23 protein-coding genes are annotated in these 24,079 nt (G+C 58.6%); 10 read left to right on the plus strand and 13 right to left on the minus strand.

Annotated elements, in window-relative coordinates:
* Positions 1-16: 16 nt before the first annotated feature.
* Positions 17-1,264, plus strand: a complete 1,248-nt coding sequence (locus FT726_RS05900; RefSeq protein ID WP_058781873.1) for a valine--pyruvate transaminase — start codon at positions 17-19, stop codon at positions 1,262-1,264.
* Here FT726_RS05900 and FT726_RS05905 read toward each other — a convergent pair.
* Complete coding sequence (locus FT726_RS05905; RefSeq protein ID WP_058775612.1) at positions 1,261-2,706, minus strand: PLP-dependent aminotransferase family protein; 1,446 nt, start codon at positions 2,704-2,706, stop codon at positions 1,261-1,263. The genes FT726_RS05900 and FT726_RS05905 overlap by 4 nt on opposite strands.
* Before the next feature lie 171 nt (positions 2,707-2,877).
* On the opposite strand from FT726_RS05905, the gene FT726_RS05910 reads away from it, so the two are divergent.
* Genes FT726_RS05910 through FT726_RS05935 form a run of 6 tightly spaced genes read left to right on the plus strand, consistent with a single transcriptional unit; the run spans position 2,878 to position 8,596 of the window.
* Positions 2,878-4,344 carry a hypothetical protein gene (locus tag FT726_RS05910; RefSeq protein WP_059010250.1) on the plus strand — a complete coding sequence of 489 codons (1,467 nt, stop codon included), beginning with the start codon at positions 2,878-2,880 and terminating at the stop codon, positions 4,342-4,344.
* A 17-nt stretch (positions 4,345-4,361) separates the two neighbouring features.
* Entirely contained in the window at positions 4,362-5,639 is a 1,278-nt protein-coding gene (locus FT726_RS05915; RefSeq protein WP_059010252.1) for an acetyl-CoA carboxylase biotin carboxylase subunit family protein, read from the plus strand.
* Positions 5,627-6,337: a class II glutamine amidotransferase gene (locus tag FT726_RS05920; protein WP_211727442.1), complete on the plus strand. Its 711-nt coding sequence runs from the start codon at positions 5,627-5,629 to the stop codon at positions 6,335-6,337. Before FT726_RS05915 ends, FT726_RS05920 begins: the two co-directional genes overlap by 13 nt.
* 4 nt (positions 6,338-6,341) lie before the next feature.
* Complete coding sequence (locus FT726_RS05925) at positions 6,342-7,142, plus strand: hypothetical protein (RefSeq protein WP_346302563.1); 801 nt, start codon at positions 6,342-6,344, stop codon at positions 7,140-7,142.
* Between the two features lie 26 nt (positions 7,143-7,168).
* Positions 7,169-7,669: a YbaK/EbsC family protein gene (locus FT726_RS05930; RefSeq protein ID WP_058758191.1), complete on the plus strand. Its 501-nt coding sequence runs from the start codon at positions 7,169-7,171 to the stop codon at positions 7,667-7,669.
* A 21-nt stretch (positions 7,670-7,690) separates the two neighbouring features.
* Positions 7,691-8,596 (plus strand): EamA family transporter, encoded by a 906-nt coding sequence (locus tag FT726_RS05935; RefSeq protein ID WP_288420820.1) that lies wholly within the window; start codon positions 7,691-7,693, stop codon positions 8,594-8,596.
* Positions 8,597-8,654: 58 nt separating this feature from the next.
* Here FT726_RS05935 and ibpA read toward each other — a convergent pair whose 3' ends face one another.
* Positions 8,655-9,071, minus strand: coding sequence for a small heat shock chaperone IbpA (gene ibpA, locus FT726_RS05940; protein ID WP_010617843.1), 417 nt, complete (start codon positions 9,069-9,071; stop codon positions 8,655-8,657).
* 285 nt (positions 9,072-9,356) lie between these two features.
* Here ibpA and FT726_RS05945 point away from each other — a divergent pair, with 285 nt between their 5' ends.
* Positions 9,357-9,716, plus strand: a complete 360-nt coding sequence (locus FT726_RS05945; protein ID WP_040679624.1) for a YceK/YidQ family lipoprotein — start codon at positions 9,357-9,359, stop codon at positions 9,714-9,716.
* Here FT726_RS05945 and FT726_RS05950 read toward each other — a convergent pair.
* From FT726_RS05950 to yidA, 7 genes are all read right to left on the minus strand, one after another.
* Positions 9,694-10,956: a DUF3748 domain-containing protein gene (locus FT726_RS05950; protein ID WP_346302561.1), complete on the minus strand. Its 1,263-nt coding sequence runs from the start codon at positions 10,954-10,956 to the stop codon at positions 9,694-9,696. The two genes, FT726_RS05945 and FT726_RS05950, sit on opposite strands and share 23 nt — an antisense overlap.
* A gap of 106 nt (positions 10,957-11,062) precedes the next feature.
* Complete coding sequence (locus FT726_RS05955; protein ID WP_021506905.1) at positions 11,063-12,355, minus strand: MFS transporter; 1,293 nt, start codon at positions 12,353-12,355, stop codon at positions 11,063-11,065.
* A gap of 244 nt (positions 12,356-12,599) precedes the next feature.
* Positions 12,600-13,748 carry a galactonate dehydratase gene (gene dgoD, locus FT726_RS05960; protein WP_152390299.1) on the minus strand — a complete coding sequence of 383 codons (1,149 nt, stop codon included), beginning with the start codon at positions 13,746-13,748 and terminating at the stop codon, positions 12,600-12,602.
* Entirely contained in the window at positions 13,745-14,362 is a 618-nt protein-coding gene (locus FT726_RS05965; protein WP_021506907.1) for a 2-dehydro-3-deoxy-6-phosphogalactonate aldolase, read from the minus strand. Before FT726_RS05965 ends, dgoD begins: the two co-directional genes overlap by 4 nt.
* A complete protein-coding gene (locus FT726_RS05970) occupies positions 14,346-15,224 on the minus strand; it encodes a 2-dehydro-3-deoxygalactonokinase (RefSeq protein WP_346302562.1) in 879 nt (292 codons plus the stop codon). Before FT726_RS05970 ends, FT726_RS05965 begins: the two co-directional genes overlap by 17 nt.
* Positions 15,221-15,919 (minus strand): FadR/GntR family transcriptional regulator, encoded by a 699-nt coding sequence (locus tag FT726_RS05975; protein WP_021506909.1) that lies wholly within the window; start codon positions 15,917-15,919, stop codon positions 15,221-15,223. Before FT726_RS05975 ends, FT726_RS05970 begins: the two co-directional genes overlap by 4 nt.
* A gap of 215 nt (positions 15,920-16,134) precedes the next feature.
* Positions 16,135-16,944 carry a sugar-phosphatase gene (yidA, locus tag FT726_RS05980; RefSeq protein ID WP_058758197.1) on the minus strand — a complete coding sequence of 270 codons (810 nt, stop codon included), beginning with the start codon at positions 16,942-16,944 and terminating at the stop codon, positions 16,135-16,137.
* Between the two features lie 206 nt (positions 16,945-17,150).
* Between yidA and FT726_RS05985 the strand changes: the two genes are divergently transcribed.
* Complete coding sequence (locus FT726_RS05985) at positions 17,151-17,504, plus strand: type II toxin-antitoxin system RelE/ParE family toxin (RefSeq protein WP_058758198.1); 354 nt, start codon at positions 17,151-17,153, stop codon at positions 17,502-17,504.
* Positions 17,501-17,806, plus strand: a complete 306-nt coding sequence (locus FT726_RS05990) for a helix-turn-helix domain-containing protein (protein ID WP_058758199.1) — start codon at positions 17,501-17,503, stop codon at positions 17,804-17,806. Before FT726_RS05985 ends, FT726_RS05990 begins: the two co-directional genes overlap by 4 nt.
* 42 nt (positions 17,807-17,848) lie before the next feature.
* Here FT726_RS05990 and gyrB read toward each other — a convergent pair whose 3' ends face one another.
* The 4 genes from gyrB to dnaA form a co-directional block, all read right to left on the minus strand.
* Positions 17,849-20,257, minus strand: coding sequence for a DNA topoisomerase (ATP-hydrolyzing) subunit B (gene gyrB, locus FT726_RS05995; protein WP_058758200.1), 2,409 nt, complete (start codon positions 20,255-20,257; stop codon positions 17,849-17,851).
* Between the two features lie 17 nt (positions 20,258-20,274).
* Complete coding sequence (gene recF, locus FT726_RS06000) at positions 20,275-21,360, minus strand: DNA replication/repair protein RecF (RefSeq protein WP_058758201.1); 1,086 nt, start codon at positions 21,358-21,360, stop codon at positions 20,275-20,277.
* Positions 21,361-21,531: 171 nt separating this feature from the next.
* Positions 21,532-22,632: a DNA polymerase III subunit beta gene (dnaN, locus tag FT726_RS06005; protein ID WP_288423912.1), complete on the minus strand. Its 1,101-nt coding sequence runs from the start codon at positions 22,630-22,632 to the stop codon at positions 21,532-21,534.
* A 5-nt stretch (positions 22,633-22,637) separates the two neighbouring features.
* Complete coding sequence (gene dnaA / locus FT726_RS06010) at positions 22,638-24,041, minus strand: chromosomal replication initiator protein DnaA (protein ID WP_127833471.1); 1,404 nt, start codon at positions 24,039-24,041, stop codon at positions 22,638-22,640.
* Positions 24,042-24,079 lie beyond the last annotated feature (38 nt).

The raw sequence follows: 24,079 nt of genomic DNA on the forward strand, positions 1-24,079 counted from the left end.
AATGTTTTTACCTCCTATGGCTTTTTCTCAGTTCGGCGACAAATTTACGCAACATTCCGGCATCTCTCGTCTGATGGAAGATATGGGCGAAGGGCTGCGCACGCCTGGCACGATCATGCTGGGCGGCGGTAATCCGGCGCAGATTCCGGCCATCAATGATTATTTCAGTCAGCTGCTGCTGCAGATGCATCAGGACGGCAAGCTGAACGAAGCGCTGTGCAACTACGACGGCCCGCGCGGCAAAGCGCTGCTGCTGGAGGCGCTGGCCACGCTGCTGCGCGAGGAGCTCGGCTGGCCGGTAACGCCACAAAATATCGCGCTCACCAACGGCAGCCAGAGCGCGTTCTTTTACCTGTTTAATCTGTTCGCCGGCCGCCGCGCCGACGGCAGCAAAAAGCGCGTGCTGTTCCCGCTGGCGCCGGAATACCTCGGCTATGCCGATGCCGGGCTGGAGGAGGATCTGTTCATCTCCGCCAAACCCAATATTGAACTGCTGCCGGAAGGCCAGTTCAAATACCACGTCGATTTCGACCATCTGCCGCTGAATGATGAGACTGGCCTGATTTGCGTGTCGCGTCCGACCAATCCAACCGGCAACGTCATCACCGATGACGAACTGCTGCAGCTGGATGCGCTGGCACAGCAGCACGGCGTCCCGCTGCTGATCGATAACGCCTACGGCGTGCCGTTCCCCGGCATCATCTTCAGTGAGGCACGTCCGCTGTGGAACCCCAACACCATTCTGTGCATGAGTCTGTCGAAGCTGGGCCTGCCGGGCGCACGTTGCGGGATTATCGTTGCCGATGAGAGCACGATCGGTGCCATTGGTAACATGAACGGTATTATCAGCCTGGCGCCAGGCAGCATCGGTCCGGCGATTGCCACCGAGATGATTGTGCGTGGCGATCTGCTGCGCCTGTCGCAGGAAGTGATTAAACCGTTCTATCAGGCCAAGGTTAGCGAAACTATCGCCATTATTCGCCGCTATATCAGCGAAGATCGCTGCCTGATCCACAAACCGGAAGGCGCTATCTTCCTGTGGTTGTGGTTCCGCGACCTGCCGATCAGCACCGAAGCGCTGTATCAGCGCCTGAAAGCGCGCGGCGTGCTGATGGTGCCGGGCCACTTCTTCTTCCCGGGGCTGGAACAGGCCTGGCCGCACACCCATCAGTGCATGCGCATGAATTACGTACCGGACAGCGACAAGATTGAGCGTGCGGTACAGATTCTGGCGGAAGAGCTGGATAACGCCTGGAACGCTTAATCCGCGCTTAACGACAGCTGGCACCACTGCGCCAGCTGCTGAATCGCCTGTTCGACTTCAGCATTCCAGCCAAAACCGGCGTTGAGCCGGAAGCAGTGATCGTAGCGGTGATCGGTGGCGAAGATGTGTCCAGGCGCGATGCCGATGCCCGCGTTGCGCGCCTTGAGAAACAGCGCGCGCACGTTCAGCGCCTGTTGCGGCATCTCCACCCACAGCACGTAACCGCCCTCTGGATCCGACACACGCGTGCCCGCCGGGAAGTAGCGCAGCACCGCCTGTCGCATATGGTGAATCTGATTTTTCAGCTCGCGCCGCAGCTTGCGCAGGTGCGCATCGTAACCGCCGCTGCGCAGCAGTTCGGCAATCGCCGCCTGCGACAGCACCGACGTGCCCATGCTGGTGGTGTACTTCAGCGAGGCGATTTTGCGCATGTACTTGGTGCTGTGCACCCAGCCAATACGGATGCCGGGCGCCACAGTTTTGGAGAAGCCGCTGCACAGAATGGCATTGGGGCTGAAGGCGCGCATCGGAAACGGCCGGCGCTCACCGAAAGCCGTATCGCCAAAGATATCGTCCTCAATGATCACCACATCATTCTCATCGGCCTGGCGCGCGATATACGCCTTATGCTCGTTGGGAATGCTTTTGCCCAGCGGATTATTGATGTTGTTGATGGTGAGATAGGCCTGCACCGCTTTACGCCGGAACAGCCCGGTGAGTTTCGCGACGTTAACGTAACCCTCCGGCCCGGCTTCCACTTCAATGACGCGCAGGTTGAGGTTGTGCAACATCTGTAGCAGCACGAAGTAGCATGGCGACTCTACCGCCACGATATCGCCCGGCCGCGTGGTGGCGCGCAGCGCCAGCGAAATCGCCTCAATGCAGCCGTTAGTGACCAGGATGTCATCGGCGCTGATATTGCAGCCATAATCCACCGCGCGCCGGGCAATTTCCGCCTTCAGCGGCGCATAGCCGGTGCCTTTCACCGTATTACCGAGCAGCGCCGGTTTGCTGTAACCCATCTGCCGCATCAGCAGGCCAATTTTTTTCACCGGATAGAGCGAGATGTCGCCGTTGGCCAGATCGAGCCGCACGCGGCAGTCCGATCCCAGCATCGCCAGGTGCAGTTCGGTTTGCTCATCCAGCGGTGCCACTTCGCGCGGCTGCTCGCTGAATACCGCCGGCACTTTTTTCTCTGTGGGACGCGGTGCGACAAAAAAGCCGGACTTCGGCCGCGCCACCGCGTAGTGCTCATCCTCCAGCGTGCGTAATGTTTTCAGCGCAGTGGTCATGCTGACGCGATACTGCGTCGCCAGCGTGCGCACCGACGGCAAACGGCTGTCGGGCGGTAGCGATCCGCTGTGAATGGCCTGTTTTATCTGCTCAGCGATCTGACGGTAACGACTGCTCTGACTCTCCTGTTCCTGCGTTTCACCCGCCATCTGTTCCACCCCATATCGTGCTGATCTGTGCGTATTCATCAGATTACATTCAAAGTACTTTAGGCTGCATCTGTTAATTCAGCTTCATGCAGCACCTTCGTGGCCCGTTTTCCAGCCCGTTGTCGCCCGCACGGCAGCGGCGATTTTATTAGCCAAAGGATGAAGTGAAAAATGAATAATCTGTCCGCGATGATGAGTGAAATTGAAGAATACCTGACGCCCGCGATTCTCGATTCCGCCCAGCACTGTGCTCAGCGACTGCTCGCCGCCCTGCCCGATCCCGACCATCCCGAACGTAACCGCGTACTGCTGGCCTATGGCGGCGGCAAAGACAGCAGCTATATGGTGGCCTACGTACGTTACATTCAGGGGTTAATCTGGCAACAGCGCAACAGCACGTTTCAGCTGCGCATCAGCACTAACCGCCATGCCGCCATGAACGACAGCGTGATGGAAAACATCGACCGCGTCTATCGTGCGCTGCGTATCCATGACGACGCGTTCACCGAGTGCCTGGTGACCGACGGGCTGCAGATTCGTCCCTTCGATCGCCATTTGCCGATGCCGCAGAGCGTGCGTCAGCAGAACCGCGACGATGTGCTGATGAATGGTCACCGCTTCCGTGCCGACGCGCGCTCCACCTTCTGCAACGCCTGCAACCTGAGCATGGTGAATTCGTTTGGCCTGGCGGCGCATTACGATGGCGGCGTCGATGTGATCATCACCGGCGATTCGCCGCAGGAACAGACCGCTTACCTTGCGTGGGCGCGCCACCTGTCAAAACTGTTTGATGCGCCGATGGCCGATAAGTCGCGCGGCTTCAGCGGCTTTCTGCACACGCTGGACGGCGTGGCGGCGCGCTACTTCGCCGACATTTACGGCGCTGACCAGGTCACGCCGGCACATCGCATTACCTGGCAGCTGGCGCGCGACCCGCTGTTCTTCAACATCTATCAGGACACCGCTTATGAGGCTGGCGCGCACTGGGCGCTGCTGACCGAATTCATGCATTTCCGCTTCGATGAGCTGATGTTCAGCTTCTCCGAATCGGACTGCGGCAATCCGACGTTAATGGCACATATTCGCGGTCTGCGTGCGGAGACGCTGTTGCAGCGCAGCTACGCCGAAGGCATTCGCGAATATGTGCGCTTTGCGCTCGGCCTGATGGTGCAGAAGGACTTTCCACCGCAGCTGATCGATGAGATGGCCGCGCGCTATCAGGACGATGCCGCGATTGCCCGCGCACGCCAGCGCGCCGCGCAGTTCGCACTCGACGCTTTCGGCCTTAGTGAAACCCAGCTGGTATGCATGATCTATTCACCGTTTATCGCCGCCGGCCAGCAGCTTAAAGCCTGGCTGCTGCAGCTGCCGGCCGCGCCGGAAGAAGCCGCAGTGCGCGCCTTGCTGAGTGGAGAGAGCGAGGATGTGGCGCTGGCGCAGCAGCTCACGCAGCTGTCTGGCCTCAGCGTGGCGCAGATGCGGCACTGCTGGCGCAGCGCGGCGGTGAGTTCGCTGCTGGACGGCGCGCGCGGCGATGCGCTGTCGCGCGTGTTGCGTTTCGACCCGCACAAAGCGGTGATTCAGGTTAACAACGGTGCGTTACAGGACATCGTTACTGAAGTGATTTCCGGGCGTTAACCCGGTAAGGCGACGCGATGAGAAAGATTTTTCTGCAGATTGGTGCCACGCGCGACGGGCAAAATCCCTACTGCGCGGTGGCGAAACGCGAAGGCTATTTTACCGTGCTGGCCGAGATGGGGGATTTTGTCGACTATCAATCGCTCAGCATCGCCCTGCCGTTCGATCTGATTGTGCGTCTCGATCGCCCGGAAAACCCGTGGGATGTCCTCAATGCCTGTCTGCACGCCGGTCTGCTGGAGCATCCACAGGTGGTGCTGGCCGGTTTTGAGGCTTACAACGCCAGCGCTGGCCGGGTGCGTGAACTGCTGGCCGGCCCGGATGCCGGTCCGGGTTTTATCCCGCCGGATAAATATGCACAGCGCATGGCGCTGCGCAAAGCCTGGCCGCGTTTTCCGCAGCCGGAGTTTCGCTTCTTTGCCTCACCGCTCAGTATTGGCGATGCGCGGGATGCGCTGCTCTACCCCTGCGTGATCAAACCGGTCGACGGCGGCGGCGGGCTGGGCATCTGGCTGGTGGAAGAGGCCAGCCAGCTGGATGCGGTGATTGCCCGGCTGCTCGACACCATGAACTATGGCGGACGCGGCTTTACCGGCTTTATCGTCGAAAGCTGGCTGGCCGGCGACGAATATTCGCTGCAGGGCGTGGTGGAGAATGGACACGCGGTGGCGCTGACCTGCTGCCAGAAGGTGATTGAGCAGCATACCGAGGCCGACGGCTGTATCAGCTTTTACGAATCCGGCCATGTGGCGATGGCGGCGCAGCAGCTGCCCGCCGCCTTCACCAGCCTGATGAGTTTCTGCTGTGAAACCTTCGGCTACCGGCGCGGCGCTTTCCACATTGATTTCATTATGGTGAACGGCGAGCCGCACTTTCTCGAAATGGGCTTTCGCCTGTCCGGCATGGGCGTGGTGAACCTGGTGGAAGAGGTCACCGGCATCAACTGGGCCGAGGTGGCCTTTCAGGTTGAAGCCGGACGCGGCCTGCCTGAACTGCACTTCGCTTCACCCTCACAGGCCGTCGGCCGGCTGCGGTTGCGCCAGCGGCTGCAGTATGACGCCGCCGAGCGCTGGATTGCCGAGCACCAGCGCGGCCAGCTGTTACCGCCGCTCAACTTACCGGCGCTGGAGGTCTCGCCGCGCTCATCGCTGTACGCCGATCTGACGCGCCACGCCGGGATTCTCGCTACGCTGCGTCTGCCTGCCGCCAGCCGCGACGAAATTCTGGCGGTGTTTCACGCCCTTCTTGCTGTTCCCGCTTTGACCTCACGGAGAGATTTACTATGTGCAGAATGATTCTGGCACACGGCCAGTTTGACGCCGCTGCGGTACTGGACGCCGCACGCGCCATGAGCTGCGGTGAAACCGCCGCGCACGATGGCCCGATTAAACAACATCCCAACGGCTGGGGCTGTCTGTGGCTGGAGCACGGTCAGATCCGTACGCTGCATGGCACCGGCACCTTTGCCGAAGCACTGCCAGGCATTGACGTCACGCGCATGCAGCACAGCCGCTTTCTGGCGGTGCACGTGCGTCACGCCACGCTCAGCAAAAACCAGGGCATTGCGTTCTCCCATCCGCTGCGGCGCACCAGCGGCACCACTCAGTGGTACATGATGCACAACGGCTTTTTGCCGACCGTCTATGCGCAGCTGGGCATGGCGCAGTCGCGCTTTGATTCCGCTGAATATCTGGAATATATCGTCGACCGCGTCACGCCCGCCGATTTCACCCGCGACTATCTGCGCGAAAAAATGGCCCGGGTGGCGCCAGGTGGCAGCGCGGCGAACGCCATTTTCGTCACCCAGGATAAGGCGTGGGCGTGGCAATGGCATCCTGATGACACGCCCTATCCCGACTATTTCACCCTGCATCGTTGTCAGCAGAACAACAGCACCTTTATTTCCTCTGAACCTGTTTCAACACTGGGCACGGCGTCAGCATGGCACCGTATGAGCAACCATGAACTTCATGAAATTCCTTTTGGAGAGTGAACCCATGGCCATTTTCAATCAGATTCGCGTCATTAACCCCAACATGTTCGTCGAAAGCACCTGGCTGGATGACATCGTCACCGCGCGCGTGCCGCTGCTGGTGCTGCGCAATTTCCTCACGCCAGAGGTGCGCAACGCGGTGGTGGCTGATCTCCAGCAGTGCCGCAAGCAGGTACGGGTTTCTCACTATCCAAATGGCGCGCTGACCACGCTCGGCCCGTATCTGGCGAAGCACACCGCCGCGCCGGAAAACTATTTCACCGAACTGCGCGACATCCAGCCAGCGCTGCCGGCCTCGCTGCACGCCCTGCGCGCGCAGATTTACCACTGGGTGCAGCATGCGCTGCGCCTTGAGAGTCTGCAAACCGCCAACGAACCGGCACTGGGTGATTACGCCGGTTCGATTGTGCGTTTCCACGCTGACGGCGTCGCTAATCCGCTGCATAACGACAACATCGTGCGCGATGCCGCCGGCAGCGGTCTGGCGGTGACGCACATTCTGCATCAGCTGAGCTGCGTGGTGTGCCTGCAGGAGTGCAACGCTGGCGGCGCGCTGCGCATCTTCAATAAGAAATGGCAGCCGGAAGACGAGCGCTTTAAAACGCCCGGCGAGCTGGGCTACCAGAGCGGCGTCATCGCCGGCAGCGAGACCTGTGAGTTCGCGCCGCGCAGTGGCGATATCTATCTGTTTAATCCCGCGTTTTATCATGAAATCGATCGCGTTGAAGGCGACACGCGCATCACCATGGGCTTTTTCTTTGGCCTGACCGACAAAAAAATGAAGCACGCCATTGCCTGGAGTTAATCCCGGCCTTAGACGAGGAAGACAGTATGACAACCTATGACAAAGTGATCGCGCTGCTGGATGCGCAGCAGGCCCGCTACCGCGTGGTGGAGCATGAGGCCATCGGCCAGACCGAGGTGATCAGCGCCATCCGCGGAAACGATCTCCAGCAGGCGGCCAAAGCCATGGTGCTGGAAGTCACCATGCCGGACGGCGCCGCGCCGCGCTATCTGCTGGCGATTGTACCCGGCGACTGCAAAATCAACTTCAAACACGCCGCGCGTGCCATTGGCGGTAAGAAGTCGACGTTTGCCACCCCTGAGCAGGCACAAGCGCTGACGCAGTGCGTGATGGGCGCGGTGCCGCCGTTTAGTTTTGATGACCGACTGGCGCTGCGCGTGGATACGCGCCTGCGTGATGTCGGGACGCTATGGTTTAACGCCGGTGCGCTGGACCGCTCGGTAGCGTTGGATGTGGATGATTATTTTCGACTGATCGGCGATGACTGCGGTGCAGAGATCGCCACACCGGTGACGGCAACCGCCTGATTGCCGCGCTGAGGAATGCGTATGTCCGTGAAAGATATGTTGTTAGCCCTGTGCGTCGTGGTGGCGTGGGGCGTAAATTTTGTGGTGATTAAGCTGGGTTTGCAGGGCATGCCGCCCTTTTTGCTGGCGGGACTGCGTTTTACGCTGGTGGCGTTTCCGGCGATCTTTTTCGTGCGTCGTCCGGCAATTCCGCTGCGCTGGCTGGTGGTGTATGGCATGACCATCAGCTTTGGTCAGTTCGCGTTTCTGTTCCTCGCCATCAAGCTTGGCATGCCAGCCGGGCTGGCTTCGCTGGTGCTGCAGGCGCAGGCATTTTTCACCCTGCTGCTCGGCGCGCTGCTGCTGGCCGAGAAGCTGCGCTGGAACCACATCGCCGGCATTCTGGTCGCCACGCTCGGCATGTTTATGCTGGCAACCGCCGGTATGGAGGGCCAGACAACCGCGGGCATCACGCTGACTACCATGACGCTGACGCTGGCGGCGGCGCTGTCGTGGGGGCTGGGCAATATCACTAACAAGATTATCCTGCGCAACCGCAAGGTGCCGGTGATGTCGCTGGTGGTGTGGAGCGCGCTGGTGCCGATTGCACCGTTCTTTGCCTGTTCGTGGTGGTTCGAGGGCGAATCCGCCATTGTCACCAGCCTGCTGGATATTTCGCTGCAGACGGTGCTGGCGCTGCTCTATCTGGCGTTTTTCGCCACCATCATTGGCTACGCCATCTGGGGCAATCTGCTCAGCCGCTACGAAACCTGGCGCGTGGCGCCGCTGTCGCTGCTGGTGCCGGTGGTCGGTATTCTCAGCGCCGCGCTGATCCTCGGCGAAACTCTGTCGGCACAGGAGATTCTCGGCGCGTCGGTGATCATTCTCGGGCTGCTGGTGAATGTGTTCGGCGGTATGGTGAGCCAGCGCCTGCTGGTACGTACCTGATGATGCAGCCATAAAAAAACGCCGCGTTGCAGCGGCGTTTTTCTTTACTTCGTTAGCCTTATTTCAGGATTTCAATCCGGCGTGGTTTCGCCTCTTCCGGGACGATGCGTTCCAGATCGATACTCAGCAGGCCCAGTTCGAGACGCGCATCGCGCACCACGATGTGATCGGCCAGCTGGAATTTGCGTTCGAAGTTACGTTCTGCGATGCCCTGGTACAGGTATTTACGTTCCTGCTGCTCTTCAGGATGGGCGCCGCGCACCACCAGCATGTTGTCATGGGCGGTGATATCCAGTTCGCTCTGCGCAAAGCCGGCGACGGCAATGGTGATGCGATAGTGGTTTTCGTCTACCAGCTCGACGTTGTACGGAGGGTAGCCGCCGTTAGCCTGGTTTTGGTTGGACTCAAGCAGGTTAAACAGACGGTCGAAACCAATAGCAGAACGATAAAGCGGAGAGAGATCAAAGTTACGCATAATAAGACTCCTGATAATCAGCAAGTTTTGGCAACCTTCCACCATGGACAGGTTGTCCGGCCCGTCGGTGTCCCTGTCGGCGACCGCGTCGTGACCGTAGCTTAAAGATGGGTGCGCTCAGGTCGCTTTCAAGGGTCAATGCGCTTTTTTTTGCAGCAATTCTGACGATATGGCATACACTCAGGGGACGCCTCGCCTGACGGGAAGGACATAACCACAGAGTTATGCGGATGTCAGGTGACACACTCCAGCCAGGGCCATGCCATGACTGTAGGGATGATGATGATGAAAATGATGAAACGCTTTCCACTCACCGGCCTGCTGGTCTGCTGCGCCTGTGCCACATCAGGCTGCTCCAGCGTGATGTCGCATACCGGTGCCAGCCAGGGTTACTACCCCGGCACGCGCGCCAGCGCAGAGATGCTGACCGATGACAATACCAGCTGGGCGATTAAACCGCTGGCGCTGATCGATCTGCCCTTCTCGGCAGTGATGGATACGCTGCTGCTGCCGTGGGATTACTTCCGCGCCGACGACGATAAAACCAAAGATTCGCCGCGCGAACGCGTGCTGCAGAGCGAGAAGATGGCTGGCACCCAGGCCAGCCTGGCCACCGCGGCGGCTATGCCGGCGGAATCGCACTGACACAGAACAGCTGTCGCCAGCCGTCAACCTCGCGCATGTAGGCGATCTGCTTCCCGTCCGGCGACCACACCACCGCGTCGCCGCCCGGCGGTTGCGCGCTGCGCGCGGTAAGGCACGTACACTGTCCGCTGGCTATCTCACACCGCATCACGCTGTTATCACAGACAAAGGCAATGGCCGCGCCGTCCGGCTGCCAGCTGAAAGCAGACTGAATGCTGCTGCGCAGTGAAGTGATCTGACGCGCTGCGCCGCCGTTGGGTGAAACCGTCCACAGCTGCACAATGCCCTGCTCGTCAGCCTGCAAAAAGGCGATCGCGCTGCCATCCGGCGCGGCGCGCAGCCAGTGGCGCGGCTGCAGCGCCAGCCCTTTGCTGTGCGTGATCCGCCGCTGCTGTACGCCAGCTGGCGGTGCCGGCAGCTGCTCTGCCGTGCCCTGCAGCGGCGCGTTGCCGGCTTTGGCATAGTCCGCCAGCGCCTCCGGCAGATCGACCACAAACACTTCCGGCACTTTTTCACCACTGGCATTGCGCGTATCGCCGATAAAGGCGATGGCCCAGCGCTGCCAGCTGCCGTCCGCTTTCTGATAGCCGCGCGCGCCAATCCAGCACTCTTCATAGGCGCGGTCAATCTGATCGCTGCCCGGTTGTGGATCGCGCCGGGTGTGGCTTACCAGCACACAGTAGTGGCTGCCGTCATATTCGCGCGGATGCTGCTTCGGCGGGCACACCGGATGCAGCGGCACAGCCACGCCGACGTTACGCAGATCTTCACGCACATCGCGCTCATGCATCACGTGATCGTTATAGGTAAAGCTCAGCCGCGAGCCATCCGGACTGAACACATGCACGTGCGAGCCACCACGCAGCGCCCCCGGCGTATAGGGCGCGGTGATATCGCAGGCGTCGAGGTTCTCTGCGATGCCCTGCTGAACAATCACGCCGCGTCGGTGATGAAAGTCATAGTGCCAGTGCGCATCGGGATGCTCCGGCCCATGAATACAGACATAGCGCGGCGGCAGATCCGGACTCACGGTCACCACGCCGACGTGCGCACCATCGCGCGCCTGATACAGCACCTCGACCGCGCCGCTGTGCACGTTGACGCGCTCAATGGTCAGGCTGGTAAACGCGGCGCCGGACGGGCGCACATCAAATGCCAGCCACTGGCTGTCGGCGGTCCAGACGTTGATATTGGTCAGCTGATGATGGCGCTGAGTAAAGGTGAGTTGTTTTTCTGACATGGGGCAACCTCAGATGTAACCGTTGCCGGACAAATTACGTGATGCCGTTCAGTTAAGCAAAAGCTGAGCAGCTAATGCGGGTGCGCAGGCATGCGCACCCGGAAGCTTAGCCCACGCGCTGCACATCCCCCACCAGCAGGATGTAAGAGAGCGCGCCAATCAGCGCAACGGCGGAGATGTACACCAGCGCGGGCGCAAAGCCGTAATCCTGCGCCAGATACCCCACCACCAGTGGTACCGTGATGCCACCGAGGCCGCCGATAAAGTTAAACATGCCGCCGGTCAGGCCGATCAGGCGTACCGGCGCCAGCGACGAGACCAGCGACCAGGTGATGGACGCGAACCCGTTGCCGAAAAAGGCCAGCGCCATCAGCACCATAATCCACAGCGGATCGTTGGTGTAGTTTGCGCCCATAATGCAGGTGGAGATCAGCAGGCCGCAGATGATCGGCGTCTTGCGGGCAAAGCCGAGCGAGCGGCCGCTGCGCACCAGGCGATCGGCCACCATCCCGGAGAGGATCACGCCAACAAAGGCGGCGAGAAACGGCACGGTTGTCATAAAGCCGGCCGTCAGCGCGGCGATATGTTTCTCCTGCGTCAGGTAGTTGGGGAACCAGGTGAGGAAAAACCACAGCGTTGAGGTCACCGCGAACTGGCCGAGATACACGCCGCACAGCTTGCGATGAAACACCAGTTTCCAGTCGGCCGCGGTGAGTTTAACGCGTGCTTTTTTCTCGCCGGGCGCATCGCCATCAACCATCGCGCCACCGGCACGAATGTAATCCAGCTCGGCCTGATTGATGCCTTTGCTCTGGCTCGGCGCCTGATAAACCTTCATCCACACCAGCGACCAGATAATGCCAATCCCGCCGGTGATGATAAACACCCAGTGCCAGCTCAGCAGTTCCTGAATCCAGATCAGCAGCGGCGTGAGAAACGCCAGGCCGACAAACTGACCGGAGGTGTAAAAGCCGACGGCCGAAGCGCGCTCCTGTTCCGGGAACCAGCTGGTAACCAGGCGGTTATTGGTCGGGAAAGCCGGCGCTTCAAAAATACCGGTAATGGCGCGCAGACCTATCAGCGATAATAAGCCGCTGGCGAATCCCTGCAATAATGTCGCCACCGACCAGCCGAGAATAGCGATAAAATAGGTCAGGCGTGAGCCTACGCGATCGAGAAACCAGCCGCCGGGAATCTGGCACAGCGTATATAACCAGGCAAAAGCAGAAAACACATACCCCATTTCTGCTTTGCTGATGCCAAATTCCTGCTGAATATGCGCCGAGGCCACGGCCAAATTAGCGCGATCGACATAACAAATGACCACCGTAATAAAAATCATCAGCAGCGTAATATAACGGCGACGCGTAGGTTTCGCCTGAACAGCAGAGAGATCCATGGTGTTTCTCCGTCAGATGTCAGCTGGCGGACGTGCCGAAACACGCCGCAGCCAACGCAGGGTAAGGTTATCGAAGATAAAAGCCGCAGCAGCGGTAAACTGGCAGCGCGGTGAAAACAGGTTGAGCGCTGCCCTGTGCCTTATATATTCCGCACATGGTTTAAATAGTCAGATGTTTAATCGCCTGATAATCGGCGCTGTTATAAATCGGTAAACGCAGCGACCGGGCGCAATACCACGGTTATTACCACTCGGCTACCGATCCATCCGGAAAGCGCCATAATGGGTTACGCCAGTCTGGCGCATTTTTACTGCGCGCAATCACCAGCTCTTCATTAATTTCCACACCAAGGCCGGGTTTATTTAACGGATAGAAATAGCCGTCATCCATTTTAAAATCATCTTTATTGATCACGTAATCGAGCAGTTCAGCGCCCTGATTATAGTGAATGCCCATGCTCTGCTCCTGGAACACCGCGTTACGCGACACGAAGTCGACATGCAGACAGGCAGCCAGCGCAATCGGCCCCAGCGGACAGTGCGGAGCCAGCGCCACGTCATAGGACTCGGCCATCGCCGCGATTTTGTAGCATTCGGTGATGCCGCCAGCGTGCGACAGATCCGGCTGCAGAATCGCCAGCCCACCGGCTTCCAGCACGCGCTTAAACTCGAAGCGGGAGAACATGCGTTCGCCTGCGGCAATCGGCAGATGCGTCTGCGCCGCCAGGCGCGGATAGTATTCTGCCTGCTCGGCCAGCACCGGTTCTTCAATAAACAGCGGGCGATACGGCTCCAGCTCTTTGATCAGCACTTTGGCCATCGGCGCGCTGACGCGACCGTGGAAATCGAGGCCAAACTCAATATCACTGCCAAAGGCTTCGCGGATCTGCGCTACGGTGTTAACAGCGGCATCAACCTGACGTGAATTGTCGATGATGCCCATCTCTTCACAGCCGTTGAGTTTAAAGGTATCAAAGCCGATACCACGTAATTTCTTAATGCCATCAATCACTTCAGCCGGACGATCGCCGCCTACCCAGCTGTATGCTTTGATGCTGTCACGCACCAGACCGCCCAGCAGCTGATACACCGGCACGCCCAGCGCTTTGCCTTTAATATCCCACAGCGCCTGATCGATACCGGCAATGGCGCTCATTAAAATCGGGCCGCCGCGGTAAAAACCGCCGCGATACATCACCTGCCACAGATCATTAATCCGCGCCGGATCCTGCCCAATCAGATATTCCGACAGCTCATGCACCGCCGCTTCGACGCTGCGCGCGCGCCCTTCAATCACCGGCTCGCCCCAGCCGATGATGCCTTCGTCGGTTTCGATTTTCAGGAACATCCAGCGCGGCGGCAGGCGATAAGTGGTCAGTTTCGTAATTTTCATCGTACAGCGTCCTTATAGGCAGCAATAAATGCGCGGGCCTTCTCCACGGTGCGCGACAGCGGCTGACCGGCGCGATAGAGATCGCTGCCCAGGCCAGCCCCGACGCAACCGGCGGCGATAAATTCATGCAGGTTTTCCGGCGTGACGCCACCCACGGCAAAGACCGGCACCTCCGGCGGCAGCACCGCTTTCAGCGCTTTGATGTAGCCCGGACCAAACGCCGACGACGGGAAAATTTTCAGCGCCTGCGCCCCAGCCTGCAGCGCGGTAAAGGCTTCGCTGGCGGTGGCACAGCCTGCGGCAACCAGCATGCCGTGCGCCACGGCCTGGCGAATCACCGCAGCATCGGTATTGGGCGTCACCACCAGCTTGCTGTTGAGCGCCGCCAGCTGATCGACCTGCGTCGCCTGCAGCACGGTGCCGGCACCGATCAGCGCTTTATCGCCGAAGGTTTGCACCATCGCGCCGATACTTTTCGCCCACTCTGGCGAGTTGAGCGGAATTTCAATCGCGTCGAAACCGGCGTCGATTAACGCCGCGACGTGCGCTTCAGCTTCATCCGGCGTAATGCCACGCAGAATGGCGATCAGCGGAAGTTTAGTGGGCCAGGACATGCGCAATACTCCTTATTCCGTGCTGGAAAGCGCGATCGCCCTCCAGCGTGACTGAATCTGTTCCGATAAAGGCCAGCGCCTGCTGATAACGCTGTGCCAGCGCGCTGCCGGCGATAATGACAATCGGCTGGCGGCTATGCGTTAACTGCTGCGTCATCTGCGCCACTTCATGGCCGATTAACAGGCCAGAGAGAAAATCACTGATATGGCGCCGATCGCGCGCGCCGAGCACGTGGGCGGCACGCACTTCAAACAGGCGCGCCAGAATTGAGCGGTCGTGGCTGCCAATCTGCAAACCGTCCCGGAACGCGTCCGGAGAGGCTTCCTGCGCGGGTAAACCGGCGCCAATCAGCGACTGCTTCAGCAGTAAATGGTGCAGCTCGCCGGTCATCACGGTGCGGAAATCGATGACGCGATCCTGTTCCATCTGCACCCACTTGGCGTGCGTGCCCGGCATGATATACAGCGGCGCGGGCTGCAGCGTGACCGCGCCGAGCAGCTGGGTTTCTTCACCGCGCATTACGTTGTAGTTGTCGTCACGTTCGATGCTCAGTCCCGGCACAATCCACGCTTTTCCTTCCACGCAGGTCAGGCGATCGCTTAATGCATTGAGCGCCACCGGGCAGGCGAGATAAGGCACTGCCAGCCAGCCAGCGTTGCTGCCCACCATACCGGCCATGATCACCGGGACTTCGGCCACCGGCCAGCCGTCGGTAATGGTGGCAAACACCTGAGCAGGCGTGCGGTCGCCGAGGCGCGTCACGCCCGCTTCCGAACGGCGCTCATCGACGCATTCACCGGCGCGGTAATACCAGGCGCGCAGGTTGGTGGAGCCCCAGTCAATGGCGATATAACGGGTCACAAAATCTCCTTGAGTCGGGCGGTTGAGCTGGCAATCATCGCCTTCGCCGCCTGTTCCGCCGCATCGCCATCCTGGTGGCGAATGGCATCGAACAGCGCTTTATGTTCGGCTAAGGTGCGCGGCATGTTGCCGGAATCCGCCATGTAGGTTTGCGCAAACACCGCTTTTTGCAGCTGGCTGATCGCCACATTGAGCTGCTGCAGCACCGGGTTATGTACCGAGGCCATCACCGCTTCGTGATAGCGGATATCCGCGTCGTTAAAGGCATCACGGTTGAGGTGGTTGGCCACCATATCGTTATAGGCCAGCTCAATCGCCGCCAGATCGGTCGACGTAGCACGCTCGGCCGACCAGCGCGCAATCTGCGGCTCCACCAGCACGCGCACCTCATTCATCGCCGCAATCAGGCGCGGATCGTGATCGTGCGCCAGCGCCCACTGCAGTACATCGCTGTCGAGATAGTTCCACTGGTTACGTGAGGTCACAAACGCGCCGCGATAGCGCTTCATCTCCATCAGGCGTTTGGCCATCAGGGAGCGATACACTTCGCGGATAATGTTGCGCGAGGTTGAAAATCGCTCGCACAGCTCCGCTTCCGCCGGCAGCGCGGCGCCCGGCACATATTTTCCGGCCACAATCTCTTCACCCAGCGTCTGGATGATGCGCTCTGTTTTACTCAGTGGTTCCTGCGTCATCGTGTTCGATTCCATGAAAGGCGTGAGAAATCAGATTACTGCTTTCGTAGTGCAAATCCCAATCCCTGACGCATCCTGTAGCGGCGATTGTAGTACCATATATATTGTTTGTACTACAATATGGATCACAAAACAGACAACCCATCGGCGCACTGACAGCAAAAATTCAGCAGAGAAGTGACGGGCAGCAGAACGCCGCCCGCATCAGAGGAGGGTTACAGCACTAGCTCTTCAATGGCGTGCGCGACACCATCTTCCATATTGGTCTTGGTCACGAACTGCGCAATCTGCTTCACGGAATCAATCGCATTGCCCATCGCCACGCCGGTGCCGGCGTATTCAATCATCGCCAGATCGTTTTCCTGATCGCCAATCGCCATCACTTCTGACGGCTGCAGGCCGAGTTTCTCCGCCAGCATTTTTACGCCGTAGCCTTTGTTGACCAGCGGATTAAGGATTTCGAGATAGTAAGGTGCACTTTTCAGAATGGTATAACTGTCGCGGGCGCGCGCCGGTAAGGCGGCGATGGCTTTATCCAGTAGCTCCGGTTTATCGATCATCATCAGTTTCGGGAAGCGCGTCGCCGGGTCCATCTCTTCTACGGCGCGATAGCGCACCGGAATGCCGGTCAGGCTGGCTTCGTGAATGGTGTATTCACTGATGTCTTTATTTGGCGTGTAGAGGAAGGATTTGTCGAACGCCTGAAAATGTACCCCAAGGTCGCGCGCCAGCTGCTCCAGGTAGAGATAGTCATCAAAGCCAAGCGTCTTCTCAGCCACCACCTCACCGCTGTCCGCGCTGTGCGCCAGTGCGCCGTTGTTGCTGATGCAATACTGCCCCGGCTGACGCAGATCCAGCTCCATCAGGTAGCGCTCCACACCAACAAACGGGCGTCCGGTGGCCAGCACGATCGACACACCTTTATCCCGCGCCCGGCCAATCGCCGCTTTGACGCCCGCCGTGATTTCGTGCTGCGGATTCAGCAGCGTGCCGTCCATATCGATCGCAATCAGTTTTATCGCCATAACGTCCTCGGTTAATTCAGGGTCTGGCTTTAATGCTAGCGCGATTCAGCTCACATTGACCAGTTAATCGGCAGATAACGCCTGTCATGCTTTGTGCAGCATTATCCAGTTTGAGCATTTGGTGTTTTACTTCTGCTGATTCGCTTGATCATATAAGTTATTGCTTATAAATTACTATAAGCAATCACTTATATGGAGATTGCGTTATGTGGGAAATCATTTTTACCGACACCTTCCGGGAATGGTTGCGGGCACAGGACAACAAACTGAAAAAACGCATCGCTGCGGCCCTGTTAAACCTGCAGCATTATGGCCCGTTGCTGCCACGGCCCTATGCCGATACGGTTAACGGATCACGCTTTCACAACATGAAAGAACTGAGAATACAGTACGCTGGTCAGCCAATTCGGGCGCTATACGCATTCGACACGCAACGCAAAGCGGTCATTTTGTGTGCTGGCAATAAATCCGGAGACAAACAATTTTATGCGCGGATGATATGCCTTGCAGATCAATTGTTCACGGCTTACCTCAATAACGCAGAGGAAAATCATTCATGAACGACTTACAAAAATTTATCGAGAGTGAGTTTACTGAAGCTGAGCAAGCTGACATTCAGCTGATGGCAGATGAGCTGATTCTCGAAACCGGCCTGCAACTGCTGCGGGAAGAGTTAGCGTTATCGCAGAGAACCGTTGCGGAAGCGATGGGCGTTAAGCAGCCGCGTATCACGCAAATTGAGCAGGGCGGCGCCGATCAGCGTTTGATCACCATTAAGCGCTACATTGAAGCGATGGGCGGCAAGCTAAGCCTGCTGATTGAAATGCCGGACGGCTCGGGTGGAAGAATTCTGCGCGTTTAATAAAACAAAAAACCCTTCCCGTTTGGGAAGGGTTTTGCGATATCAGATATCGATGTTGGCGGCTTTCAGCGCGTTCTCTTCGATGAAGGCGCGGCGCGGTTCAACCGCATCGCCCATCAGCGTGGTGAACAGCTGGTCGGCGGCGATGGCGTCTTTGATGGTGACGCGCAGCATGCGGCGGCTGTCCGGATCCATGGTGGTTTCCCACAGCTGATCCGGGTTCATCTCGCCCAGACCTTTATAGCGCTGCACTGACAGACCGCGGCGCGACTCTTTCACCAGCCAGTCAATCGCCTGCTCGAAGCTGGCAACCGGCTGACGGCGCTCGCCACGCTCGATGTAGGCATCCTCTTCAATCAGACCACGCAGATGCGCGCCGAGTGCACAGATTTTGCGGTATTCCGCGCCGTCAATGAACTCGCTGTCCAGCGGATAATCGGTATCAACACCGTGAGTACGCACGCGCAGCACCGGCTCAAAGCGCTGCTGTTCGCGGTTTTCCCGCACCTGTGCCACATAGCTGCTGCCATGCGCTTCGCGCTCGTTCAGGTAAGCCACCAGGCTCTCCAGCCATGCGGTCACTGCTGTCTGATCGCTGAGATCGCTCAGGGTTGGATGATAAACCAGCGCGCGCAGCAGCGCAGACGGGAAGCGGCGCTCCATACGCTTGATCATCTTCTGGGTGCTGTTGTATTCCGCCACCAGGCTTTCCAGCGGCTCGCCGCCCAGCGCCGGTGCGCTGGCGTTGGTGTGCAGCGTGGCGCCGTCCAGCGCGATGGCAATCTGATACTGATCCATCGCGTCGTCATCTTTAATGTACTGCTCCTGCTTGCCCTTCTTCACCTTGTACAGCGGTGGCTGCGCGATGTAGACGTGGCCACGCTCGATGATTTCCGGCATCTGGCGATAGAAGAAGGTCAGCAGCAGCGTACGGATGTGCGAACCATCGACGTCCGCATCGGTCATGATGATGATGCTGTGATAGCGCAACTTGTCCGGGTTGTACTCATCGCGGCCGATACCGCAGCCCAGCGCGGTGATCAGCGTGGCAACTTCCTGTGAAGAGAGCATTTTGTCGAAACGCGCTTTCTCCACGTTAAGGATTTTACCTTTCAGCGGCAGAATCGCCTGGTTCTTACGGTTACGTCCCTGCTTGGCGGAACCGCCTGCAGAGTCACCCTCCACCAGGTAGATTTCAGACAGCGCCGGATCGCGCTCCTGACAGTCCGCCAGCTTGCCCGGCAGGCCCGCCAGGTCCAGCGCGCCTTTACGGCGGGTCATTTCACGTGCACGACGTGCGGCTTCACGCGCACGCGCGGCATCGATGATTTTACCGACCACGATTTTGGCGTCAGACGGATTTTCCAGCAGGTATTCGCTCAGCAGTTCGTTCATCTGCTGTTCCACCGCCGATTTCACCTCGGAAGAGACCAGCTTGTCTTTGGTCTGAGAGGAGAATTTCGGATCCGGCACCTTGACCGAAACCACTGCCACCAGCCCTTCACGCGCGTCGTCACCGGTAGCGCTGACTTTGGCTTTTTTGCTGTAACCTTCTTTATCCATGTAGGCGTTGAGCGTACGCGTCATCGCCGCGCGGAAACCGGCAAGGTGCGTTCCGCCGTCGCGCTGCGGAATATTGTTGGTGAAGCAGTAGATGTTTTCCTGGAAACCGTCGTTCCACTGCAGCGCAACTTCGACGCCGATACCGTCTTTTTCGGTGGAGAAGTAGAACACATTCGGGTGAATCGGGTTCTTGTTGCGGTTGAGATATTCAACGAACGCTTTGATACCACCTTCATAGTGGTAATGGTCGTTTTTATCGTCGCGCTTGTCTTCCAGGCGAATCGACACGCCGGAGTTAAGGAATGACAGCTCGCGCAGACGCTTCGCCAGGATTTCATATTCAAAATCGGTGACGTTGGTGAAAGTATCGTGGCTCGGCCAGAAACGCACGCGCGTACCGGTAGCGTCGGTATCGCCGGTCACCGCCAGCGGCGCCTGCGGCACACCGTGCACGTAGGTTTGCTGATGCACTTTGCCGTCGCGACGAATGGTCAGTTCCAGCTTCTGCGACAGGGCGTTCACCACCGATACGCCGACGCCGTGCAGACCACCGGAAACTTTATAAGAGTTGTCATCAAACTTACCGCCGGCATGCAGTACTGTCATGATCACTTCGGCAGCAGAGACGCCCTCTTCCGGGTGGATACCGGTCGGAATACCACGGCCGTCATCCTGTACGGAGACAGAGTTGTCGGCATGGATGGTGACCACGATATCACTACAGTGGCCGGCGAGCGCTTCGTCGATGGCGTTATCCACGACCTCGAATACCATGTGATGCAGACCGGTGCCGTCATCCGTATCGCCGATGTACATACCCGGGCGTTTGCGTACCGCATCAAGCCCTTTCAGGACTTTGATACTTGAGGAGTCATAAGAATTCGACATCAACGTTTCTCGCTCATTTAATCTTCAGGTTGAACCGCTATTTTACCCTGTTCCACGCGGAACATCTTGCCCTTTTCGTCACTCATATCGATTACATGCTCGACACCAATGGCGCTGACAAACACCTGAGCCTGCGTGGCTTTCAGGCGTTCCGCCAGCAGGCGACGACGGGTGTCATCCAGCTCGGAGGCGAAGTCGTCAATCAGGTATAAACAGCGACGTCCGCTGCTGCGCGTCAGGTACTCGCCCTGCGCTAACCGCAACGCACACATCAGCAGCTTTAACTGACCGCGTGAGAGTAAATCTTCCACCGGCGTGCCTTCAGCACGAATCCGAAAATCGGCTTTGTGCGGACCGCTGGCGGTGTAGGTGAGCGCGCGATCGCGCTCGAAGTTGCGCTCCAGCAGCTCGCCGAAGTCGCTCTCTTTGTCCCAGCCACGCTGGAAGGAGAATGACAGGGCAAACTCCGGTAAAAACTGGCTGCAGGTAGCGGTGATTTCGCTGGCAATGGCCGCACTGTATTCGGCGCGCCAGGCGCTGATCTGTTCTGCCAGCGGCACCAGCTCCTGATCCCATGGCCGGATCTGGCTGTAGCGCGCGACCTGGCGCAGCGCCGCGTTGCGCTGTTTCAGCAGGCGACGCAGATTGCTCCAGGCCAGAAAGAAACCGGGATAAGCATGAAAGCAGCCCCAGTCGATGTAGGCTCTACGGTATTTGGGGCCGCCGTTGAGCAAAGTAAACCCCTCTGGCGTAATCAGCTGCATCGGCAGCAGCTGCGCCAGCTCGGCAACTTTATGGCCGTCGCTGCCGTCGATGCGGACTTTGCTGTCGCCGGCGCGGTTTTTACTCAGGCCGACCGCCAGCTCGCGCTCGCTGCCTTCAATCCGCCCGTGCAACACAAACGCGTCCTGATCGTGACGAATTACGCGTCCGGCCTGCAAACTGCGGAATGCGCGGCCGTGGCCCAGCGTATAAATCGCCTCCAGCACGCTGGTTTTACCGCTGCCGTTGGCGCCCACAAGAAAATTAAAGCCCGGCGCCAGCGTGAGATCGGCCTGCTCGATATTACGAAAATCTTTAATCAGGAGGCGGGTTAAAGCCATGAATCAATCCAGCCAGAGGGAGTTGCCTAACATTAACAATCCAGGCCGTTGGCGGCGCAGGCAGTCTGGCCACGGCCAGCGCGCAGGCCCTGGGAGCATACTGAAGTATGTGACCAGGGGCGAGCACTGCCCGGGACCAGAATGGCAAGTAAGCCAGGCCGATATTTTCTATTACAAACGCATGGGCATCACGACGTAGGCCGCAGCCGGACTGGCTACATCTTCAATCTGCACGCTGGAAACCGAATCCGTCAGCAGCAGACGCACGTTTTCGCACTTCAGCGCGTTCAGCACATCCAGCACGTAGCTGACGTTAAAACCAATCTCCAGCTCGGTGCCGCTGTACGACACATCCAGCATCTCTTCCGCCTCTTCCTGCTCCGGGTTATTGGCGGTGATGCGCAGCTGATTTTCGGTGATATAGATGCGAACGCCGCGGAACTTCTCGTTCGACAGGATTGCCGCGCGGGCAAAAGCCTGTTTCAGCAGATCGCAGCCCGCTTCCAGCGCTTTGTCAGGATTCTTCGGCAACACACGGCGATAATCCGGGAAACGGCCATCAACCAGCTTCGACGTAAAGATGAAGTCGCCGACATGCGCGCGAATGTTGCTGCTGCCAATCTGCACCTGCAGCGGCGTTTCACCGCCGTCCAGCAGACGAACCAGCTCAATCACACCTTTACGCGGTACGATCACCGAATGGTTCGGCAGCGCCTGGCCGACAGGCATCGAACAGACCGCCAGACGGTGACCGTCAGTGGCAACGGTGCGCAACTCTTCGCCTTCGGTCTCAAACAGCATGCCGTTGAGATAGTAACGCACATCCTGATGCGCCATGGAGAACTGCGTGGCTTCAATCAGGCGTTTGAGCGTGGCCTGCGGCAACGTGAATTCCACTTCGCTCTGCCAGTCGTCGAGATTTGGGAAGTCGCTGGCTGGCAGCGTCGACAGCGAAAAGCGGCTGCGGCCGGAGCGCACCAGCATGCGGTCACCTTCCAGCGTCAGACTGATCTCTGCGCCTTCAGGCAGACCACGGCAGATATCAAGAAACTTACGCGCCGGGACGGTGGTCGCGCCCGATTCGTGCGGCTGGGTCAGCGCCACGCGCGCCACCATCTCCATCTCAAGATCGGTACCGGTCAGCAGCAGCGTGCCTTCATTCACCTGCAGCAGTAAATTTCCGAGGATCGGCAGCGTCGGGCGTCCGCCAAGCGGGCCACTCACCTGTTGCAGCGGCTTCAGCAACTGCTCACGTTCAACAATAAATTTCATATGCGTCAGGAAGATAATGTTCGAATGAGGTTAGAGAAATCTTCTTTGATGTCGTGGCTCTCTTCACGCAGCTGCTCGATTTTACGGCAGGCATGAAGCACGGTGGTATGGTCACGGCCACCAAACGCATCGCCAATTTCCGGCAGGCTGTGGTTGGTGAGCTCTTTGGCCATTGCCATCGCCATTTGACGCGGACGCGCCACCGAGCGCGAACGGCGCTTCGACAGCAAATCCGCCACTTTAATTTTGTAGTACTCGGCCACCGTCTTCTGGATGTTGTCGATGGTTACCAGCTTTTCCTGCAGTGCCAGCAGGTCGCGCAGCGCTTCGCGCACAAAATCGATGGTAATGGCACGCCCGGTAAAGTTGGCATTGGCAATCACGCGATTAAGTGCCCCTTCCAGCTCACGCACGTTAGAGCGCAGACGCTTGGCAATAAAGAAGGCCACTTCGCCCGGCAGACGGATGTCGTTTTCGTCCGCCTTTTTCATCAGGATCGCGACACGCGTCTCCAGCTCAGGCGGCTCGATCGCCACGGTTAATCCCCAGCCAAAGCGTGATTTCAGACGATCTTCCACCCCGTTGATCTCTTTCGGGTAACGATCCGAGGTCAGGATGATCTGCTGATTACCTTCCAGCAGCGCGTTGAAGGTGTGGAAAAACTCTTCCTGCGAGCGCTCTTTATTGGCAAAGAACTGAATATCATCGATCAGCAGCGCGTCCACCGAACGGTAGTAGCGCTTAAACTCCTCGATGGCGTTGTTCTGCAGCGCTTTCACCATATCCTGCACGAAGCGTTCAGAGTGCATATAAACCACTTTGGCATTCGGCTTGCGCGCGATGATGCCATTGCCCACCGCGTGCAGCAGGTGCGTTTTGCCGAGGCCAGTGCCGCCATACAGGAACAGCGGGTTATAAGCGCCGCCAGGATTATCCGCCACCTGACGTGCCGCCGCGCGCGCCAGCTGGTTGGATTTACCCTCAACGAAGTTGTCGAAGTTGTGGCGATTATTCACGTTCGAGCGGTAGGTCACATCAGCCGGTGCCGGAACCGAATCCCAGCTCGGGCGCAGCGGCTGTGCCGGTGCCGGACGATTCTCAGCCGGTGCGGGCGCGCTGACGCTGCTGGCCATGGCGGGTTGCGTAGCAGCCACCGGCGCAGCCGGGCGCGTACCGACCTCAAAACGCAGCAGCGGCACGTTCGCACCGCAGAATTCATTCAGCAGCCCATTGATACTATTGAGATATTTATCCCGAACCCAGTCGAGTACAAACCGATTTGGTGCATACAAGGCCAGCGTATTGTCGTTCAATTCAGCCTGCAGCGGACGAATCCACATGCTGAATTCGGTGGCAGGAAGCTCATCCTGCAAACGGGCAAGACACTGTTGCCAAAGCGTAAGTGACACGGCGGACTCCACTCGTACAAAATCGATAAGAATTTCAG

The organism is Pantoea sp. Morm, assembly GCF_016643525.1.
GTDB classification, from domain to species: Bacteria; Pseudomonadota; Gammaproteobacteria; order Enterobacterales; family Enterobacteriaceae; genus Pantoea; species Pantoea dispersa.

Excerpts from the sequence above, each read along its gene's own strand:
- FT726_RS05920 (WP_211727442.1), top strand. The coding sequence starts at position 5,627 with ATGTGCAGAATGATTCTGGCACACGGCCAGTTTGACGCCGCTGCGGTA.
- dnaN (WP_288423912.1), bottom strand. The coding sequence starts at position 22,632 with ATGAAATTTATTGTTGAACGTGAGCAGTTGCTGAAGCCGCTGCAACAG.
- dgoD (WP_152390299.1), bottom strand. The coding sequence starts at position 13,748 with ATGAAAATTACGAAACTGACCACTTATCGCCTGCCGCCGCGCTGGATG.
- FT726_RS05925 (WP_346302563.1), top strand. The coding sequence starts at position 6,342 with ATGGCCATTTTCAATCAGATTCGCGTCATTAACCCCAACATGTTCGTC.
- FT726_RS05950 (WP_346302561.1), bottom strand. The coding sequence starts at position 10,956 with ATGTCAGAAAAACAACTCACCTTTACTCAGCGCCATCATCAGCTGACC.
- ibpA (WP_010617843.1), bottom strand. The coding sequence starts at position 9,071 with ATGCGTAACTTTGATCTCTCTCCGCTTTATCGTTCTGCTATTGGTTTC.
- FT726_RS05975 (WP_021506909.1), bottom strand. The coding sequence starts at position 15,919 with ATGACGCAGGAACCACTGAGTAAAACAGAGCGCATCATCCAGACGCTG.
- FT726_RS05990 (WP_058758199.1), top strand. The coding sequence starts at position 17,501 with ATGAACGACTTACAAAAATTTATCGAGAGTGAGTTTACTGAAGCTGAG.
- FT726_RS05905 (WP_058775612.1), bottom strand. The coding sequence starts at position 2,706 with ATGGCGGGTGAAACGCAGGAACAGGAGAGTCAGAGCAGTCGTTACCGT.
- FT726_RS05955 (WP_021506905.1), bottom strand. The coding sequence starts at position 12,355 with ATGGATCTCTCTGCTGTTCAGGCGAAACCTACGCGTCGCCGTTATATT.
- gyrB (WP_058758200.1), bottom strand. The coding sequence starts at position 20,257 with ATGTCGAATTCTTATGACTCCTCAAGTATCAAAGTCCTGAAAGGGCTT.
- FT726_RS05935 (WP_288420820.1), top strand. The coding sequence starts at position 7,691 with ATGTCCGTGAAAGATATGTTGTTAGCCCTGTGCGTCGTGGTGGCGTGG.
- FT726_RS05930 (WP_058758191.1), top strand. The coding sequence starts at position 7,169 with ATGACAACCTATGACAAAGTGATCGCGCTGCTGGATGCGCAGCAGGCC.
- FT726_RS05900 (WP_058781873.1), top strand. The coding sequence starts at position 17 with ATGGCTTTTTCTCAGTTCGGCGACAAATTTACGCAACATTCCGGCATC.
- FT726_RS05910 (WP_059010250.1), top strand. The coding sequence starts at position 2,878 with ATGAATAATCTGTCCGCGATGATGAGTGAAATTGAAGAATACCTGACG.
- yidA (WP_058758197.1), bottom strand. The coding sequence starts at position 16,944 with ATGGCGATAAAACTGATTGCGATCGATATGGACGGCACGCTGCTGAAT.
- recF (WP_058758201.1), bottom strand. The coding sequence starts at position 21,360 with ATGGCTTTAACCCGCCTCCTGATTAAAGATTTTCGTAATATCGAGCAG.
- FT726_RS05965 (WP_021506907.1), bottom strand. The coding sequence starts at position 14,362 with ATGTCCTGGCCCACTAAACTTCCGCTGATCGCCATTCTGCGTGGCATT.
- FT726_RS05945 (WP_040679624.1), top strand. The coding sequence starts at position 9,357 with ATGAAAATGATGAAACGCTTTCCACTCACCGGCCTGCTGGTCTGCTGC.
- FT726_RS05915 (WP_059010252.1), top strand. The coding sequence starts at position 4,362 with ATGAGAAAGATTTTTCTGCAGATTGGTGCCACGCGCGACGGGCAAAAT.
- FT726_RS05985 (WP_058758198.1), top strand. The coding sequence starts at position 17,151 with ATGTGGGAAATCATTTTTACCGACACCTTCCGGGAATGGTTGCGGGCA.